Genomic DNA, 17,830 nt, shown 5'->3' on the forward strand with positions numbered 1-17,830 from the left:
CCTAATTCCTATATTACAAATAGCTACAGTAATTCCAAATATGGAAAGAATTAATTGTTGTTGTTGTGTTGTCTTTGCGCATCGCACGAAAACAACACAACAACAAACTTTTTCTTATTATTTGAAATATAGGAAAAACAAATTGTTTTATTTGTTTTCGCTTTTTAGAAAACGCTTTTTCCATTCATACAAGATATTAATGGCTTCGATCGGTGAAATACTGTTAATATCCAGTTTTTGCAGTGATTCAAGCAGTGGATTTGTCTCTGGAAATAATGCAAGTTGTGAAATGGGAATATTTTCGTTTTTACTGCCATTTTTGGATTCTGTTTCCAGTTTTGTCAGGATTTCATTAGCTCGGGAAATAACTGGCTTTGGCAAACCGGCAATTTGACCCACATGAATTCCATAAGAACGGTCAGCTGCGCCTGGAACGATTTTATGAAGGAAAATTACCTCACCACCTTGTTCCGTTACCGCCACATTGTAATTCCGAATTCCAGGCAGTGATTCCGATAATTTGGTCAATTCATGAAAATGAGTGGCGAAAATTGTTCTGGCACGCAGACGTGGTGCGTTATGAATATATTCGATGACAGCCCAGGCAATCGAAAGACCGTCATAGGTACTGGTTCCTCGTCCTATTTCATCCAGAATGAGGAGGCTTTTTGATGTGGCATTATGAAGAATGTTCGCCGTTTCCACCATTTCAACCATAAAGGTGGATAATCCGGCATGAATTTCATCCTGTGCACCGATCCGAGTGAAAATCCGGTCAACAAGACCGATCCTGGCTTTTTCAGCAGGAACGAAGGACCCCATCTGCGACATTAAAACTATGATCGCAGCCTGTCGCAAAAAGGTGCTTTTCCCGCTCATATTGGGCCCGGTCACGATTCGGATGATTTCTCCATTTTCAAAGCGGATATCGTTCGGGATAAAGCTTTTCCCTTTCTCCAAGGTCTGTTCAACGACAGGGTGTCGTCCTCCGACGATGTCGATGATCTGATCTTCAGAGATCTCCGGACGCACATACCCATTTACTGCAGCAATCTCGGCCATCGATAAAAGAACATCCAAAACAGCCAGACTGCGGGCTGTCAGCAATATTTCCGCCGAAAATTGATTGATTTCAGAACAGATTTGAAAGAATAATCGATTTTCGATTTCATGGATGCGGTCTTCAGCATTCAACACCAGCGTCTCATACTCTTTCATTTCCGGCGTAATGAATCGTTCGGCGTTAACCAGCGTCTGTTTTCGGATATATTCCGGAGGAGCCTGGTCTGCATTCCCGCGTGAAATTTCGATGTAGTATCCGAAGACTTTGTTAAAACTGACTTTCAATGTCTTAATTCCGGTGCGTTCTTTTTCAACATTTTCAAGATTTGCCATCCATTCACGCGCATGGCTTGATTCATAATGCACTTGATCTAATTCGGAAGAATAGCCTTTTCGAATAATTCCAGTGTTCATTAATGTTGCAGGCGGATCTTCTGCGATGGCTGTCTGTAATATGGCGAGGACCTCGTTTAACGGCAATATGCGGTATTCGGGGGAGAACAACACCGATTGAATTGGTTCGATGAGCCGGATAATTTCAGGCAAAATTTGCAGTGAGCTGCGTAGTGCAGTCAGATCCCGAGGCTGAGCCATATTACTGCTAATACGATTAATCAGCCTTTCGATATCATTCAGCTCTTTTAATTGTTGCCGCAATTCTGCGCGCGTCATTCCATTTTTTATCAGGATTTCAATGGCATCCTGTCTTTTTTGAATTGCTTTTTTATTGATCAATGGTTTGCTGACCCATTGGCGCATCAACCTTTTTCCCATCGGTGTGACAGTGAAATCCATGATTCCAAGAAGTGAACCTCTTGTGTCATAGGAACGGAGCGTTTCGACTAACTCAAGATTTCTGCGTGTAGATGAATCAAGAACCATGAACTCATTAATTGAGTAAACTGATATAGCATTCAGCAATTTCAAGCTCGAAGGCTGATTTTTCTGAAGATATTGGAGAATACACCCGGCAGCACGGATTTCAATGCTGTTTTCAGGAATGCCAAAACCGTCCAGTGTAGTTACCTGAAAGTGTTCTTTTAATAGGTCAAAACAGCGAATCGGTTCAAACGCTGAATTTGGTTGCCTCGTAATATGAAGAGTACCATTTTCTTCCAACTCAAAATGTTCCGGAAGTAGAATTTCAGCAGGATGCAGCCTTACAATTTCTGCAAATAAGTCGGATTGGATGTTTGTGCTCTGTATCTGTGTGACGGCGAATTCGCCAGTTGTGATATCTGCGTAGGAAATGCCAATTTTCTCTCCTTCCACAAAGGCTGCAAACAGATAATTGTTGGTGTCGTTCTTGAGTAATCCAGGTTCGATCAGTGTTCCAGGGGTTACGATACGTACTACTTCGCGATTAAAAAGACCTTTGGATGGTTGTTCGCCAGTCTGTTCACAAATCGCGACATGATATCCTTTTTCAATTAATCGCGATAAATAGTTTTCTACGGCATGGTAAGGAATTCCTGCCATCGGAACACGAATTCCTTTGGCGACATTTCTGGAGGTTAATACCAGATCCAGTTCCCGGGAGGCAGTTCTTGCATCCTCATCAAACGTTTCATAAAAATCGCCAAGGCGAAAAAAAAGGATGGTGTCCGGATAATTCTTTTTAATTTCGAGGTATTGTTGGCGGATTGGTGTCGGTTCTTCATTCATATTTATTTATCATTTTATCGGTTTGCAATTGAATCAAAAACTTCTGGCTATCGATTCGAAATATTGGAGGGATTATTTGTTGTTGTGTTGTTTTTGTGTTTTGCACACAACCGACACAACAACAAGTGTTCTTTCTTTTTTATTTTTTATCAATATCGAATTTCAATCTTCTGACAGCATGCAGGCGTTTGTGAATTGAAAGGCACCTGTTCAAATCAGGTAATGCTTTTCCCAAAACGCAGCAAATACGCTGCGATACCGAAGGCGGTAGCGACATTCAAAGATTCTTTCATTCCTGTCATGGGAATGAAAACGCAGTAATCACAGCGATTGATCACATCAGGATCAATGCCGTTGACTTCGTTCCCAACAATCAGAGCAATCGGTTGGTCGATTTCGATTGCATGAATGTTCTTGAATATATTGACCGCAGTTTTTCCACCTTCCAATGCCCAAAGCTGATATCCATCGATCTTCAGCTGTTGCACAACCTCCAGAATATTCCAATGGTGTTCCCACGCGACTGAATTTTCAGCACCCAGCGAAGTTTTTATCACCTTTGATTGATTTTCCGGCAGCGGTGTGATGCCGCATAAAAAAAGGCGAGAAATTCCTGCGCCATCCGCAGTGCGTATCATCGCTCCGACGTTTAAAGCGCTGCGAATATTATCCAATACAGCGACAACTTTTGGACCGTCTTCAAACTTCGCCCGGTCATCAATCAGGAATGACTGATAGGGTTCCAACTCAAGGCGTGTATCGCTTCCGCATTTTGGACAGCGGATCGTTCTGTTCGTTTGTTTGTCAGGTTCAGTCTCAGTCAGAACAAGGTGATCCGGTCGGATTGAAAAACGAAATCCACATTCAGGATTGATACAAGTTCGGATTTGGTGTAATGATTCATTCATGGAAAAAAGTCAACAGTTCCGATACATCCTTCCTTGGACGCGGATCAGGATTTTCTGCCGGGATTCCTGCGGCAATCAACGCGGAAACCTGAATTGATTCCGGTAATTTTAAGTATTCATGAGCTTTTTGCGGATCATAAATACCCATGATGACAGTCCCGATTCCAAGATCATGCGCTGCCAGGCATAAAGTCTGACAGGCAATGCCGCTGTCGAAAGATTCCCAATGTGTGCCGAAGCGATCGCGATACGATCCATCTGGATTGCAGCCTGAAATATGTTTTTCGGAGCATAAAGCAATCAGCAACGGCGCATTTTCTGTAATTGACCGATTATTACCTCCCAAAGCTATTTCGGCAATTGCATTTTTTTCGTTTCCTGTAAGCGCAATGTATCTCGTAGTCTGAGTATTTTTCCAACTGGGTGCCCATGCAGCCACACCGATGAGCATTTCGATTGTTTTTTGAGGTATCGGATCCGGTAAGAATTTTCGGATACTACGACGCGTTTTGATACATTCAATGGTATTCATCTGACACCTGCTTTCATCACGATTCTGAACCTGTCTTTTTACATCAAAAATTTAATCAAAATATAAGAAGCGATTTGACACATCAAAAGAAAATTTTGTCTTTGTGATGTTTTTATGTTCTATTAAAAACGCCAAAAGGATGAAGAATCCTCCCATTATTTCGAATAGCTGGCAAAGAACCCGATAGAATTACAACAAATCGAAATAAGAACCTGCTTTTCGAGTCAATCGAGAAAACTTGATGTTATGTCGTTTTTAAGCTTCGCGTAAAAGGACATAACATCAAACAATTCTTCCCATGTTTCGAATCATTGATAAATTTCCTGCGCTTATTTTTTTAGCAGAATCGATGGCGACTGGTTTCCCAGGTCGATACGTACAGCGCGACGATTGACTGCCATTAACGCTTCGAAATCACCCAATGCCTGTGCCCTTTCAAGGACTGCAAAAGTCATCCCTTCATTCGGAATTTCGACATCAGTGTGAGAATTTGCGACAATTTGGATGAATACGCCATTATTCGCTCCTCCTTTGTGGAGTTGCCCTGTCGAGTGTTGAAATCGCGGTCCGAAACCAAGCGTGGTTGCACAGGCAGTTTGTTTAAGGATTTCTTCCCGCAAAGATTGCAGTTTATGCAACATGTCCTCGTTTCGTGGAAGATAAGCGTTGATCGCAACGTAATCTTCTCCAGAATTTGCAATTGTGAGAAATTTCGAGATAAACTCGGCTGGATTCTTCGCTGCAGCCAGTTCTTTCTTAAGGGTTTCATTCGCTGCTTCAGCCAGGCTATAAAAGACTTTGACTCCATCCTTTTCCCACAAAACCTCCGGTTCGGATAAAATGCCTTTTTCCTTATACTCATTAATTTTTGCCACGGTTCGATTTTTACTGTCCTGAACATTGGGCTGGTCAAATGCATTTACCTCTAAAAGCGAACATGCTACTGAAATTGCGATTTCCCATCGGTAAAATTCAGCAAACAGATCCGGCAGATCGTTTAATTTTATCGTTAGAACCGGTTGCCCGACTTTCATTAATTGGTCTATAAAATCGCATTGTGTTCCAGAGGTTTGAATGTATACAAAAGCGCGATCCTTAGCATAAACCGATGGATCAGTTTGAGGTTCGATATCAATCGGAATAATTCCTTTTCCATTTTTACCGCTGCTTTCTGCGATCAATTGTTCAAGCCAGGATCCAAAGGATTCCAGTTCCGGATCTGTCAGAATTGTAAATTTGTCACGTCCGAGCAGTGCCGCGGTACCCATGTACACACCTAAAGCTGCGCCTTCGTTGCTGGCTACCGGATTCGACGGAGTGCTTTTTTTAGCGATTGCATTTACTTTTTCCAGCACAATCGCCGGATCAATGCCAATCAGTGTGGCTGGAAGGACTCCAAATGGCGTTATAGCCGAAAAACGACCGCCGACCGCGGGATCGGACAACACGATATTGCGGAAATTTAATTCTTTGGCAATTCGTTCCAACTGTGTGCCCGGATCTGTAATGGCAATAAAATGGCTGCCTGCTTTTTCACCCAGCGTATCTTTTGCTCGCTGATAGAAATAGTCAAGGAGAGCCCGGACTTCTGCCGTCCCACCGGATTTACTGGAGATGATATAGACGGTTTCAGATGTTGGATGGCTGTGATCTGCCTCAAGCACCTGACCGGGGTCTGTGGAATCAACAATTTCTAATTTTAAATCGGATATTTCTTTGAAGGTTAATGCCATCACTTCCGGTGCGAGCGAGGATCCGCCCATTCCTAAAAGCAGCACTTTACGGATTCCGTCTTCTTTCAGACTCTTTAAAATACTGCGAAATTCCTCGATATTTTTGGCAGTATTCATATGTGCATCCAGCCATCCCAATCGATTGCGGATTTCAGGATATGCCTGAATATCGAAAGTCCAGACAGTCGGATCTTTTGCAAAAATTCGCGGCAGGATTGAGTTTTCTTCAATTTTCTTAAAATTACTCATAACCTGATCATACAAATCACCAAGTGATTTTTTAAGGATGTCCGATCGTTTATTAAGGTCGCCAAGCATTGAATTAAATGCGTTTTCAAAAGTATTCACGCCTTCCTCCTGAAGTTCTTCTGTTATATTCTGCAATGAAATACCGATGGAAGCCAGTTTTGAAAAAACAAGATCGATTTCGTTGTCCGATGCCGGCAATCCGGCTTTAATACTACTATGATCCAGGGCTGCTTTGAGCGTTTCTGGATCCACTGAGCTGATTGTATTTTCTCCGATGAGGGAATCAATGTAGATCGTATCGGAGTATTGATTATTTTTACATCCGGTTGCAGCCCATAATGGACGCTGGATTGTAGCGCCTTTTTTCTGTAGTGCGTTAAAACGTTCCCCGGAAAATATCTTTTTAAATTGACGATAGATTCTCTGGCAATTTGCTATGCCGACTTTGCCTTTTAACTCTCTCGCAATTGCAGCTTGTTCTTCGGAACCTTCAGTGATAATTTTTTCAAGAAGCGGGTCTATTTTTGAGTCGATCCAGCATACATAAACCGAAGCAACGGATTGAATCTTGTTAATCGGTTGACCGCTGGCGATTCGGTCTTCCAGACCGGATATATACGCTTCTGCTGCTTTGATATATTGTTCCTCTGAAAAAATCAATGTGCTGTTAACGTTAATACCGGCAGAAACGAGCTGACGGACTGCAGAAATCCCGCTTTCTGTAGCAGGAATTTTTACCATAAGGTTAGGACGATTGACTGCAGTCCACGTTTTTCTTGCTTCTGCAACAATTTTTTCTGTTTCATGCGAAAAAGAAGGATTGATTTCAAGACTTACATAACCGTCTTTCCCATCTGTTTGAACATAAAGCTCTGTAAACAGACTTGCCGCATCACGGATATCCTCAACGGATAATTGGGAAAAGATTTTTTCGCAATTCCATCCAGCAAGCGCCATCGGCGCGATTGCTGTATCGTAATCATTCGAGTCTGAAATTGCTTTTCGAAATGAACAGGGATTCGAGGTCAAACCTCTGATTTCACCCCTTTGGATCATCTCTTTTAATTCACCGTTGCGGATGATGCAGCGCTGAATGTTGTCATACCAGATGGATTGTCCTAATTCTAATATCCGTTCGATTTTATTGGAAACCGAAAAATCGCCCCGTTCAATACTTTTAATTTTTTCAAATCGACGGATCTGATTAGGTTTATTATTGAATTTTGCATTTAGAAAAGCAGTGACCAGTTCACGGGCAACTTCCGATCCAATAATTCGTGAGCCAAGACACAATACATTCATGCCATCGTGTTCTACTCCCTGATGTGCAGAATAGGTATCATGACAAACACTTGCGTAGATTCCAGGGATTTTATTGGCTGCGATACAAACTCCGACTCCGGAACCACAAATGAACACACCTGCCTCAGCTTTACCGTTTATTATTTTATCTGATCCTAATTTTACATAATCCGGAAAATCAGCGCTTTCTTTGGAATAAGTACCGACATCGATGACATCGCATCCTGTTTTTTTTATCGTATCAATAACACACTCTTTTAGTTCAAAACCGGCATGATCACATGCAACTGCAATCGTTTTTTTCACGTGGGCTTTCCTTGAAATGATGTAATCTGTTTGATAACCAGTAATTCGAAATATCGACTCGCTATTCGAAAAAGAGAGAAACACTTTTTGTTGTGATGTTTTTATGAGAAGAACCATCACAACAACAAAGAATCCTCTCCATATTTCGGATTTTTGTCTGATAACCAAATAAATTATACTCTAATCGTTTTGCCCTGTATTTCAAAAAAGTAGCTATTCGAAATATAGATAAGCTTATTGGGAAAAAAGAAACAGAAGACTGCATCGGTAGAATAACCGATACCCTGATATGTCGATATACATTCCTTTTGGCTGCAATTTGAAGTGAGGTTAAAAAAAACAATCATGAGAACCCGTACCCTATTTACTGTAGATTCAGCGTGCTCATGATCGTATAAAATCAGGGAATTCTATCTCGACTTTTAAGGATTTAGAACAATTTTCAGGAAGTTCCCTTCATGATGATATAGTTTTGAAAACCATTCATTTCCCTGAGAAAGCGGTGCGGCAGCGCTGATGATCGAATCCACATCAACCATTTTACGAGCAATCATATCTAAACAGGCGGAATATTCTCCACTCGAAGCACAAGAACCCTGCAGCCTGATTTGCCGTGTTACAACGGTTTGTAGTGGAAGTTCCACTTTTGGCGAAACGTTGCCGATCAGCGTAACTGCGCCGCCTTTTCGTGCACATTGAATTGCCGTATTGAAACTGCTGTTTGCTCCGACAACTTCAAATGCGATATCCACTCCTTCACCGCCCGTTATTTTTTTAACAGTTACAACGGTTGTATCATCAGAATAAATTGCAACATCAGCTCCCATTTTTTTTGCCATTTCCAGGCGTGATTCATCTTGATCAATTGCGATGATGTTTCCATATCCAGTTGCTCGCAATGTCTGAATTACAAGCAATCCGATCATACCTGCTCCAATAACAGCTGTTGATGCGTTGATCGTCCGTGGACTGAGACTGACTGCATGGACGGCAACCGATAGCGGTTCCACGATTGTTGCCTGATTAAAAGTGACTTCATCCGGAAGTTTGTACAAAATATGTTGCGGGACTGCGATATATTCGGCAAAAGCCCCATCTTTTCGATATTCCTCGCAGGAAACGCCCAGTACTCTACGGTTTTCACATAAATTGATTTGCCCGTTCTGACAATAACGGCAATGACCGCAATAAATTGTCGAATCAAATGTGACTCGATCCGCAACGTTCCACCCTTTTACGGCGGTTCCGACTTCTGCAATGACTCCGCTTGCTTCATGTCCCATGATGACCGGAGGGCGTCGCCGTCCAGTGGATCCGTCAAATCCGTGGATATCTGAACCGCAAATTCCGCAGGCTTTCACCTGGATAAGCACTTCATCGGGGCTGATTTCCGGCTTTTCTACTTCAAGGTATTCCATCTTTTGATATTCTGTTAAAACAAGCGCCTTCATGAATTATTCCTTTTTTTAAGTCAATATATCTGAAATCCGCAATTCAAAATGTCAACCACTCTTACGAATTGCTGATCTGAACTGATCTTCTTGCATATTTATAAGAAATAGAAAACTTTCTATCGTTTTGAAAACGGAATAAAGGATAAACGTCCGTCAAAGTCATCTCCGTTTTCCGGCTTCAATGGAAAATGAACGGGTTTCCGATCCCGCTGCGACCGATAGACGGCTGTAAAAATCTCAACAGTTTTTCTGCCTGCATATCCATCTACTGCCGGTGTCCGATCTTTGATAATTGCATCCAAAAAATCTGCAATTTGAAGATGATGGAAATAGGTCATCGGATCGTGTTTTTCGGTGTTTCTCGTATCTTCTTCTTTCCAAACCGACAGCATTTGTTCTTCGCCTGGAATTGTCCAAATATCGTTATAAGCAGGTTCAACTTTCGTTGTTACACCGGAAATGAAAGCGGATCCGCCCTCGATTTGTGCTCCTACCGAATATCCTGAATCCCCGTGGATGTGAATTTTCCCCCAGAATCCGGGCTTTTGCGAATTTGAAACAAAGAATGATCCCATGGCTCCGTTTTTAAAACGAATCACTGCCAGGGCAGTATCCTCAATTTCCACGGAGGGATGATTGAAATTATCCCAATATCCGAATAATTCATCAATGTCACCCATGATCCATTGCAGAAGATCCAACTGGTGCGGTGTCTGATTGACCATGACACCGCCGCCTTCCTCTTTCCATTTTCCACGCCAGGAATCCATTTGATAGTATTCGGGACTGCGCCAGCCCATGACCTCCATGGTTCCGATGACAGGTCGCCCGATTTTGCCAGCCTGTATTGCCTTGATCATGCGCACAACCGGCCAATAAAATCTTCGCTGACTGATTACCCCCAACTTCACATGAGCTGTTTCACAGGCTTGAATCGCCCGATCACAGTCGCTCAGGCTGGATGCCAGCGGTTTTTCGCAAATCACATGTGCCCCGGCTGCGGCAGCGCTGCAGATCATATCTGCATGCAGCGGGTGCGGTGTACAGACTGATACTGCCTGGATTCCATTTTCGCGGATCATTTTTTCAACATCGGTATATGCAGGAACTCGAAAATCTCCAGCAAGTTTTTCAGCTTTTTCCATGGAAATGTCACATACAGCAGATATTTCGGATTCAGGAAGGGTTTGATAAGCCAGAGCATGCGTTACTCCAACTTTACCGCACCCGATGACTGCGGTTCTTATTTTTTCCACAATGCTAAACCTTTCGATGGTTATGAAATATTTCAGGTTTTATCATAAAGCCACTTTCCGAATTTCGCAAATACATAAATTCCAGAAATACGAATTATGGGGAAGATTGCTGTTTTTAATATTTATTATGCCTTGTTGCTGGTATAACCATAAAAATGCTCCAATAACTTGATCACCATCGTACCTGTTAACCAATTGGATTGTTTCTTCCCTGATAGTTTCTTTGCATAATCCCACTTATAAGAGGGACGAATTTTTAACGCATCGAGCCCACAGTTAGAAAACGCTTCTTTTCCCCCAAGGAAGCCGATGATAATGTCATCTCTTTGTTCTTCGCAAAGCTTGTACATTTCATAAAAATTGAGTGTACCTTGCCAATTTCCAGATCGATTTGATGAAGTGATCCATTCATCTGAATTTGTAGATTTTACCCTGTCTCGCTTACTGTCAACAATTTTCAGAAAAGTAAAACCTGGTATCCAATTGCATATTTCTTTCTTACCTATTGATGACGATGATTCATCCCACTTAAATGCTCTAACAACAAGCGAATCAAGATCTCTTTTTTCAAGTTCGCTGATGCCACCCATAAATCCCACTAGGATAGAATCACCGCGCTTTTTACATAAATCGAGGATTGCATCGAAACTATATATTTCTTTGTAATTCTGACCGGAGGTCGTTTGAAATTTAGGAGAGGTTTGATTTCGTGTATTTCGAGATAAATCATCCAACTCACACAAACGACTATGAATGATGCTCCACTCTTCAGCAAATAAACCCGATATGGATTTCGCTAACATTCCAAAGGTTAAAACCATATCTACGTGACTTTTAACTTTCGTTTCCATACTCTTGGGAACCAGATAAAGTATCTTAGCCTCGCGACATGCGATTATTTCTTTTTGATTTGGTAAAACTTTTTTTTCCAGAATGTATTGATATTTTCCGGATTCACTTGACGCATCCCGCACTTGTTTAATGTCTTCAATTAGGAACAAGCCGGTCTTCCTATCCATGACTTTCTTCTGTATGCTGTGGTAGATTTCAATTTGGTTAAGGTTATCAGAGGTGTCAGCGGTTTTTAATTCTACTAAAAGAAGTTGATTGCGGTCTGGATTTATCATTAACCAATCGACATTGGTCGATTGGTTATTATCAGGTTTCTTGAGAGGAAATTCTGGACAGATCATTCGAATTGATCCAGAAAAAACCGGATCTTCTTGCAATGTTTCAGTTAAAACATCTTCTATGTACATGCTCAGAATGGGCTCAACTACCCGTTCAGTCTGTGCTTTAGGAATCATTGTTGTTTCCATAATAGAATCCATGAGAATATCAATAAATGATTTTGCCATCGTTTCCTGCTTTCTTTTTTTGTTAGATAATATTAAATTCTTTGTGCTAATAAATCCATTCAGACACTACAGGATCGTTTATCTCATTCGTCTGGATTATGCAACCCTTTTTCTGTAAATTAGAGTCTGAAATATCCATAGATCTTTAAGAATTCATAAACTTGCCAGTACAAAAATGTTTTCCGATCTGCCATTCTTCGCAGGTCTCCATCAGTAATGCCGAGACCAACCTGAGACAAGAAGCTTGATTTGGAAACACACCAACCACTCTTGTCCGTCTGCGAATCTCTTTATTAATCCTCTCCAGACTATTGGTTGTTCGTATCGTTCTTCGATGTTCCAATGGAAAATCAAAAACCAAAAAACCCTCAAAAAGGTTATTTTCGAGCCAAGATGAAAGCCGCGGAGCAGAAATAGCATACTTCTGGATGGCGCTCTGCAAGAGCTCTTCTGCTGTCTTTCGATCAGGAGCATTAAATATGGCTCTGATGTCTGCTGCCACTTCCAATCTCATCGATTGTCTGGGCAGATAAGCTCCGGCATTCTGTTGCAGATGGAACTGACACCGTTGCCAGGGAATACCGCCAAAAACTGCTCTTCTGGCTGCCCCTAGACCTTCATGGTCATCACTGATAATCAGCTTTATTCCGTGTAACCCTCGCTCTTTTAGACTCTTTAAAAATGCTTTCCAATGTGTTTCATGCTCACTAAGCGAAACTGAAACCCCAAGTATTTGCCGTTCGCCTTCTGGCGTAATGCCAGAGGCCACCAAAACCGCTGCATCTCTTACTTGTCCTGCTTCACGAATCTTCTCATATCGGGCATCCACAAAGAGATAGCTGATCTCTCCTAATGGCCTTTCACGCCATTCTTGCAGTACTTCGTCCAATTGCGCTGTTGCCCGGCTGACTTGTGTGGCTGAGACCTCAATCCCACAAAGCTGTTCCGTAATGGTTTTTACCTTCCGAGTCGATACTCCCTGTACATACATTTCAGCCAGTGTGATCGTAAGGGCTCTTTCACTTCGCAGTCCCTTTTCCAGAGCACTGGGATAAAAACCACCCTCTCTAACCTGTGGAACTGCAAAGGTAATGTTTCCTATCCTGGTCTGTATCGTCTTCGGTTTGAAACCATTTGCATGTCCCTTGCGATCCTTTGTGCGTTCGTACTGTTCAGCTTGTAAGTACCTTGATCTTTCTACTTGCATGGCGTTATTTATCAGCACTCGCATCATTTCTGGAATTGCTTCCAATCCTTTTTCCGCTATTTCCTCTGTAAAGGTATAATTATTTGGGTGAGTCATTTCTAGTCTCCTTTTATGGTTTGGTTACTATAAGGATACTTCTGACTCACCTCTTTTGTTAAGGTTCTTTATTTTACAGAAAATATGTTACACCAACTTCGTCTGATTAAAAACGATTTGTCTATATTTCAAATTGTAGTAATATTGTATTTTATATTTGCGAAAAATAAGTATAAATAATTTTATACAAATTATCATAAAAAATAACCTATTTACTTCAAAGGAGGTTCGGATTGGGAAGGCAGGATATTCAATTTAATGTCTTAAAAAAAGTAGTTGATGATCTTGGGCCAGTTTTTACTACCAGAGACGTATCTGAAGATACTCGAATGAAAATAGCACATTTTGATCTTGTCGATAGTACCCAATATCATGCTTTTGTTGGTGGTGCATTGAGCGATAATCGGGTTGAACTTGGAATAGAAGAAATTAAGAAAGCTACTGCACGGGGATCCCGCTGGCAGAAAAAATGGACTGCCGGTATTGTTTATGGAGAAAAGAATATAAAACAGGAAATTTTGAAAGAAGTAATTGATGATCTTGGCCCAGTTTTCTTGACTTCAGATGTTGTATATGATATTCGAATGATGACTGGCTACCTTGCTTTTCAAAATGAACCTCTATTTCCTAATTATGTTCGTGATGCGATGAGAAACTATCAAATTGAGTTAGGAATTGAAGAGACTTCGAAATTATCAGAAAGAGATTCTCATTGGAAAAAGGCCGAAATATCCGATAAGTAATTTTCCAACAATTCGAAATTTGGACTGACCTTTCAAAAACGCAAGAAAAATATGTTGTTCATAATCTTTCAAAATGCAGTTGGTCAATTCAATTTCGAATTCTTTTATGGTAATAGGGAATTCTGGCTTCCCACTCCCATATTGTCAGAAAAAAACGGATTATTCTAATGAAATCAGGTAAAAAAAGAGATGGTGAATCTTCTCAGAAGATTCACCATCTCTATGGTTATTATTTCGTACGTAATTCCTTGAGCATATTGGTCTTCAGATCCCAAAGCTCCTGGGACAAATCGACATAATATTGATGCGGATTGTCCAATCTGAGCATTTCTTCCCATAGTTCGCTGACATTCTTATGGCATTCCTTCCTGATTTGATGTAAATTCGGCGACTGATAAACAAGTGTGCCTTTCTCGTAAATCGGGACCAGCATCTTTTTCGCAATGTAATGCGTTACAACTTTTCTTTTCGTGGTATCCAGCGGATCAAAAATTTCGTAAGGTCCGTCATCGGGAATCACTTCATGTTCCAGTGTGATGACATCGGCAAGCGGATGGTGATCATCCTTTTCAAATAATCGCCAGACCTCTTTGAAAGAAGGTGTGGTTATCTTTTCAAAGTTGTCTGAGATTTTTATCTTTGGAATAACATTGCCATCCAAATCATACGTCGCGACGAGTTTATATACGCCTCCAAAAACCGCTTCACTGCGGGCTGTAATCAGATTCTCCCCTACTCCAAACGCATTTACCTGCGCACCCTGTGAAAGGATGGAACGAATCAAAAATTCATCCAGTGAGTTGCTGATCACAATTTTACAGTCGTCCAGACCGGCATCATCCAACATTTTTCGAACTTTCTTGGAAAGATAAGCGACATCACCGCTGTCCAGACGAACTCCTTGCAATCGATGACCCATCGGTTCCAACACTTCGTGGGCTACTTTGATGGCATTTGGAACGCCTGTTTTGAGCGTGTTATAAGTATCTACCAGTAAAGTACAGTCATTGGGGTAGGTTTTTGCATAAGCGATAAAAGAATCCAGCTCAGTATCAAAGGACTGGACCCATGAATGCGCCATGGTTCCGCTGGCAGGTATTCCAAAATGAACATCAGACCATGTATTCGCACTGGAAGCTGCACCGGCGATATAAGCAGCTCGGGCGCCGTAATTGGCGGCATCGTATCCCTGTGCGCGCCGAGACCCAAATTCAAAAACCGAACGCCCTTTTGCAGCGCGAACGATGCGGTTTGTTTTTGTCGCAATCAATGATTGATGGTTGATTGTTACTAACAGCATCGTTTCGATAAATTGAGCCTGAATAATCGGGCCTCTGACTCGAACGATCGGCTCTCCTGGAAAAATAGGTGTCCCCTCGGTCATTGACCAGACATCACATTCAAATCGGAATGTACGCAGATAATCTAAAAATTGCGGATCAAACAATTTCCGCTTTTTAAGATAGGAAATATCTTCATCAGAGAATTTTAAATTTTCAAGATATTGGATAATTTGCTCAAGACCGCAAAACAATGCAAAGCCGCCGCCATCAGGAATTCTTCGAAAGAAAAGATCAAAGACCGCAATGGTATCTTTCATCCCGTTCTTAAAATAGCCATTGGCCATCGTCAATTCATAAAAATCGCAAAGCATCGTTAAGTTCCGTGAATCAAATTTATCTTTGGATGAAAAAGATATCATTCAATAACCTCGATTCCATTCAGCGCGATGTGTCCGAAAAAAGTCTGATTGATCGCTTCAGCAGGATGTCCTTCCATATCATACGTGTCAATCATGGCTTTATGAGCAAAGATTTTCGGCATCCTGGAAATGTTCTTGTGATGATATTGAAGTTCAAGATATTTTTGGGTGATTATCGAAAAATTATAGATACAAAGATCAGTACAGCATCCGACAACATGAATTTCATCATACTGTCTTAAATCGAAGCGCGCATCGTTCTCAGACGCTTCTTGTACTTCAAAGAATCCTCCTGTAGTATATTTCGGTAGTGTGATATCGCAATACTGTCCGATTTCAGGAACGACTTTCGATTCTTCGGATTCGGAAAGACAGTGAGGCGGAAAAGACCCGAATTCGACATCTGACGGATCATGTGTATCTGTCAGCGCCAATATTGTCCATCCGGCTTTTGATTTTTCTCTGCAAAAATCTGCAATCGGTTGAATCAGTTTTTCTGTTCGGGGACTGAATAACGAACCTCTTTTTGCAAAGCCAATATTCATATCCATTACAATAACAATGTTTGTCATTTTTTCTCTCCCAAGTCAATATTAGCATAAATAATAACTTTTTGAGATTGTCAAGTGATGATAATTCTTAACCGCGATTCCTGTGAAAATAGAATTCAATTTTCATGATCGGATGTGTAATATTTTTTTGAAATATGGGTAGGTTTTTTCTTTTTTTTATTCGAATAGCAAGTCTATTTTTCGAATTATCGGTGTGTATCAAAAGAAAATGTTACTTTGAGGGGATCGAAGAATCAAATAAAAATGTTACCCAACGACCACGAAAAATGTAGAGATGCGTAGGCATCTCTACGATAGTAAATTGGGCACATCCAGTGCTCGAGTTGCTCCCCAGCAGAGCTCTACTCCCTGGAAGTGCAGGGGCATTTTACCATAAACGATAGGGATTGGCCTAAAGCGAAAAAACCCAAGCAGCCAATTTTTATCGTTACTTTGTTTGATAAGAAGAAGTTTCGGCAAGAATACGGAGCAGATCATTGATTTCTGCAAGGATCTTGACGGGATTTGATGCATTATACAGGTTTACAAGAGAGGCCTTTTTAGGAAATGATAAGACGCCAGATGGAAGGATACGACGGAAAGGTGTTTTAGCAGATTCGTATTTAGGAGAAAAGACACCGGCATCTTTGTCTGGTCTGGCAATGGTCTTACGTACAGGTTGGAAGAAATTATTGAACACATGGTTCAGCTGATAAATACGCTGAATGAGTACAAAATGGTCTGGAGTATAGAAGCGGTTATATCCAAGCAACCGTCTGACTACGGCCCAGTTCTTTTGCTCAACATGAGCTTGATCGTTTTTCCTGTAGGGTCTTGATCGGGTGAAGATTATCTTTCTTTCCCGATTGTTGCAATAATCAAAAAGGAGATAATTGATGAACTCGGAGCCATTATCAGAATCAATACCAAGGATGGGATAAGGTAAAAGGGATTCAAGCAAAGTCATTGCTTCCACAACGGCTTCTTTTGATTTGTTCCGGAGAATGAAGTTATCTGTCCAACCAGTGCATACATCGGTAGCTGTCAATGTGTAAAAGAAAGCTCCTGCTTCCGATTGCCCGCAATGAGCAACCAGGTCTATCTCCAGAAAACCTGGGCGATTATCATCCCAGTCCATCCCCGTCCGGATCGCAATCTGTTTCTTGAGTAATCCGCCGGGCTTCGTCATGGTTTTGCCTTTTCCTTGGTGGTTTTTCTTGTATTCCCTCAGATTTCGATTGATCGTTGCCGAACTCATCTCGGTTAGCAGACGTTTTTCCTCAGATGTGAAGTACATTTCATTGCATCGCTCCAGTATATCTATCAGCTCGGAAATGTATGGCTGTAATCGCTGTCCGCAGATATAATTGCTGATCTCGTACAACCGTTCCAACTTTTTGATTATCTCTCGTGGATACTTCTTTTTTCGCCCAGGTCTCTTTTTGAACGTCTTTGGCCGAAGATCTGAATGCAATAAGCGTATCGCCGTCTTCCTGTGGTAACCGGTACTCTCTACAAATTCATCGAGAATTTTTTCTTTCGCCGCCTTGTTCGCTTTTAGATATCGGGATTGTATTTGCGTTGCTAATTCCAGCCTGCTTTTCTTACTCATTTTGTTACCCATCAGCCTTTCCTCCGCAGCTTATGGTAACAATTTATTTTGATTCTCCGATACTTCTTGGGTAACATTAATTATGATTCACGTC

General features: G+C 41.4%; 12 protein-coding genes. 1 reads left to right on the forward strand and 11 read right to left on the reverse strand.

From position 1 onward, the window contains the following. Nucleotides 1–147 precede the first annotated feature (147 nt). The 8 genes from mutS to ATC1_RS08855 all read right to left on the reverse strand — a co-directional run bounded on the left by mutS (nucleotide 148) and on the right by ATC1_RS08855 (nucleotide 13,128). A complete protein-coding gene (gene mutS / locus ATC1_RS08820) occupies nucleotides 148–2,727 on the reverse strand; it encodes a DNA mismatch repair protein MutS (protein WP_062280574.1) in 2,580 nt (859 codons plus the stop codon). Between the two features lie 215 nt (nucleotides 2,728–2,942). Then, entirely contained in the window at nucleotides 2,943–3,635 is a 693-nt protein-coding gene (locus ATC1_RS08825) for an RNA methyltransferase (RefSeq protein ID WP_062280577.1), read from the reverse strand. Next, entirely contained in the window at nucleotides 3,628–4,167 is a 540-nt protein-coding gene (locus ATC1_RS08830; RefSeq protein WP_062280582.1) for a nitroreductase family protein, read from the reverse strand. Before ATC1_RS08830 ends, ATC1_RS08825 begins: the two co-directional genes overlap by 8 nt. A gap of 329 nt (nucleotides 4,168–4,496) precedes the next feature. Continuing rightward, on the reverse strand, nucleotides 4,497–7,757 hold the full coding sequence (locus tag ATC1_RS08835) for a bifunctional transaldolase/phosoglucose isomerase (protein ID WP_062280585.1): 3,261 nt from the start codon (nucleotides 7,755–7,757) through the stop codon (nucleotides 4,497–4,499). A gap of 422 nt (nucleotides 7,758–8,179) precedes the next feature. Beyond that, nucleotides 8,180–9,208: a galactitol-1-phosphate 5-dehydrogenase gene (locus ATC1_RS08840; protein ID WP_062280589.1), complete on the reverse strand. Its 1,029-nt coding sequence runs from the start codon at nucleotides 9,206–9,208 to the stop codon at nucleotides 8,180–8,182. 119 nt (nucleotides 9,209–9,327) lie between these two features. Further along, the gene (locus tag ATC1_RS08845; protein ID WP_062280593.1) at nucleotides 9,328–10,467 is read right to left on the reverse strand and encodes a Gfo/Idh/MocA family protein; all 1,140 of its coding nucleotides are present in this window, start codon (nucleotides 10,465–10,467) and stop codon (nucleotides 9,328–9,330) included. A gap of 125 nt (nucleotides 10,468–10,592) precedes the next feature. Then, complete coding sequence (locus tag ATC1_RS08850) at nucleotides 10,593–11,825, reverse strand: hypothetical protein (protein WP_062280598.1); 1,233 nt, start codon at nucleotides 11,823–11,825, stop codon at nucleotides 10,593–10,595. A gap of 145 nt (nucleotides 11,826–11,970) precedes the next feature. Then, nucleotides 11,971–13,128, reverse strand: coding sequence for an IS256 family transposase (locus ATC1_RS08855; RefSeq protein WP_062280044.1), 1,158 nt, complete (start codon nucleotides 13,126–13,128; stop codon nucleotides 11,971–11,973). A gap of 233 nt (nucleotides 13,129–13,361) precedes the next feature. On the opposite strand from ATC1_RS08855, the gene ATC1_RS08860 reads away from it, so the two are divergent. Then, nucleotides 13,362–13,871 (forward strand): hypothetical protein, encoded by a 510-nt coding sequence (locus ATC1_RS08860; RefSeq protein WP_062280601.1) that lies wholly within the window; start codon nucleotides 13,362–13,364, stop codon nucleotides 13,869–13,871. A 229-nt stretch (nucleotides 13,872–14,100) separates the two neighbouring features. Here the strand turns inward: ATC1_RS08860 and ATC1_RS08865 are convergent, their stop codons facing one another. The 3 genes from ATC1_RS08865 to ATC1_RS08875 all read right to left on the reverse strand — a co-directional run bounded on the left by ATC1_RS08865 (nucleotide 14,101) and on the right by ATC1_RS08875 (nucleotide 17,748). Continuing rightward, nucleotides 14,101–15,573: a nicotinate phosphoribosyltransferase gene (locus ATC1_RS08865; protein WP_062280603.1), complete on the reverse strand. Its 1,473-nt coding sequence runs from the start codon at nucleotides 15,571–15,573 to the stop codon at nucleotides 14,101–14,103. Then, nucleotides 15,570–16,145: an isochorismatase family protein gene (locus tag ATC1_RS08870; protein ID WP_062280606.1), complete on the reverse strand. Its 576-nt coding sequence runs from the start codon at nucleotides 16,143–16,145 to the stop codon at nucleotides 15,570–15,572. Before ATC1_RS08870 ends, ATC1_RS08865 begins: the two co-directional genes overlap by 4 nt. A 427-nt stretch (nucleotides 16,146–16,572) precedes the next feature. Beyond that, on the reverse strand, nucleotides 16,573–17,748 hold the full coding sequence (locus tag ATC1_RS08875) for an integrase catalytic domain-containing protein (protein ID WP_062280610.1): 1,176 nt from the start codon (nucleotides 17,746–17,748) through the stop codon (nucleotides 16,573–16,575). Nucleotides 17,749–17,830 lie beyond the last annotated feature (82 nt).

Source organism: Flexilinea flocculi (assembly GCF_001192795.1).
Taxonomy (GTDB): domain Bacteria; phylum Chloroflexota; class Anaerolineae; order Anaerolineales; family Anaerolineaceae; genus Flexilinea; species Flexilinea flocculi.